General features: G+C 40.1%; 2 protein-coding genes and 1 pseudogene. All 3 read right to left on the bottom strand.

Annotated elements, in window-relative coordinates:
- Positions 1–980 (bottom strand): annotated as a pseudogene (gene tnpC, locus JCM21714_RS17660) (IS66 family transposase); the annotation flags it as partial.
- Positions 981–1,109: 129 nt separating this feature from the next.
- Positions 1,110–1,466 carry an IS66 family insertion sequence element accessory protein TnpB gene (gene tnpB / locus JCM21714_RS17665; protein WP_035726457.1) on the bottom strand — a complete coding sequence of 119 codons (357 nt, stop codon included), beginning with the start codon at positions 1,464–1,466 and terminating at the stop codon, positions 1,110–1,112.
- A 2-nt stretch (positions 1,467–1,468) separates the two neighbouring features.
- Positions 1,469–1,777, bottom strand: coding sequence for an IS66 family insertion sequence element accessory protein TnpA (gene tnpA / locus JCM21714_RS17670; protein ID WP_035726460.1), 309 nt, complete (start codon positions 1,775–1,777; stop codon positions 1,469–1,471).
- Positions 1,778–1,861: the final 84 nt, after the last annotated feature.

The following is a 1,861-nucleotide window of genomic DNA, read 5'->3' on the forward strand; positions in this document are numbered from 1 at the left end:
CGTCTGAGTGGTAGTCGCTGTTTCGGGTAATGCTGTTAAAGCTTCCCGAAATTTCGACGTGCATGCGACCAGCATCCAATCAAGGTGACATTGGGTAATCCATGATAACCTGGATACCCGTCCACATGCAGTAATCCTTGAAATCCATCCAGAAAACGTCGTGGATGTTTGGCGGCTCTGGTTTGTTGATAATCATATAAAACAATGGGATTATCGGTATGACCAGATCGGTATAACCACATGTACGAATTGGATTTCGCTGGTCTTTCTGGTTCAGATAAAACTTGCAAGGTAGTCTCATCTGCATGAGCGATATCAAGTTGTAAAAGGTGGTCATGCATTTCATTGTAGATGAGTTCTAGCCATGTATGAGCACCATGTAAAATCCAATTACTTAGTGTCTGACGTGGAATAGAAACGCCGAATCGCTCAAGATTTTTCTCTTGACGATAGAGTGGCAATCCTTCCACATACTTTTGTGACATAACATAGGCCATCGCCGATGGCGAAGCTAAACTTCCAGGGAATACCGATTGTGGCATCGGCGATGATACGATCGGAGTCTCTATCTCATGTCTTTCACAATATCGACAACTATAAATGTGATTAACATGTTCCACTACTTTTACTTGAGCTGGAATCACTTTTATTTCTTTTCTTACTTGTTGACTCATTCCGTGTAGATTTCCACCGCAACACGAACAAACCTGCTCTTCTTCAGATAAACGATACTCTATCGTTTCCGTAGGCAAGTCTTCTAGCTTTGCGTCACGTTGACCTTTTTGCTTTTTACGTTTATATGTAATGGTTTCAACCGTAGGTTCTTCTGCTTCTTGATTAGCTGTATCTTCTGCTTCATTGAAAAGGGATAGTTGGTCTGAATTGGACTTCTCACTAGAAGCACCAAATCTACGTTGCTGGCTTAAGCGAAATTGTTCCTCATACCATTTTAATTTAGCCTCTAACTCTTCCTTTTCCATTTCAAGCTTTTCAGCACGCTCTTTAAAGTATTCAATTGATTCTGGAGTTGTGGATGAATTCTTCATAGGATAAGTATACAAAAAAGAACCCGAATTGACTAGACGGATTCTATAATATTTATGATTATCTTATAAAATGGTACGCGCTTTTACTTCTCGATGTGCATGTTGTTGATGAATGGGTAAACCATCTAATAGCCAACGAAGTTGGCGATGACTAATGGACATGGCCTCGGCTTTCTCACTGGAAGGCCAATGAAATTTTCCGCGTTCTAGTCGTCGGTAATGCAACCAAAAACCATTATGTTCCCATTCTAATACTTTCAATTTATCACGTTTGCGATTACAGAACACAAATAAACAAGGAGAGAAAGGATCGAGTTCGAAACTCTCTTGCACAATGGCAGCTAGTCCATCTATCGATTTCCGCAGGTCGGTATTTCCTTTTGCTAAGTAAACCCGATCGTAACTTCTATTATGTAGCATAATTATGAAATTACACGAAGGATTTCAGCTACTTGAACGGGATCAGCACCAATAGGAACTTCTACTGCGTAATCATGTACATGAATAAAAATAGGACTGCTTTTTATGGTCGAAGAACTTTCTGTAACCTGTACAGGAAGCCAATTCGCTTCTTTTGTGACCATGCTTTCTTGTTGGAACCTTCGCTTCCAGTAATACATTTGATGAAGATTGACATCGTGTTCTCTGCACCATTGGGCTGCACTAAGCCCACTCTCTTTCCATTCCTTCATACGAGCTTCCCATTCTATTCGTTTATCTGATAATGTCATGGCATAACCTCCTACAAGATTTATTATAATGACATTATCTCACGCTTTGAATGAAGGCAGAAGGTGTAAATTATTTGACGCTTA

Origin of the sequence: Gracilibacillus boraciitolerans JCM 21714 (genome assembly GCF_000521485.1) — a bacterium.
Taxonomy (GTDB): Bacteria; Bacillota; Bacilli; order Bacillales; family Amphibacillaceae; genus Gracilibacillus; species Gracilibacillus boraciitolerans.

Coding starts and splice junctions, on each gene's coding strand:
- tnpA (WP_035726460.1), bottom strand. CDS start 1,777: ATGACATTATCAGATAAACGAATAGAATGGGAAGCTCGTATGAAGGAA.
- tnpB (WP_035726457.1), bottom strand. CDS start 1,466: ATGCTACATAATAGAAGTTACGATCGGGTTTACTTAGCAAAAGGAAAT.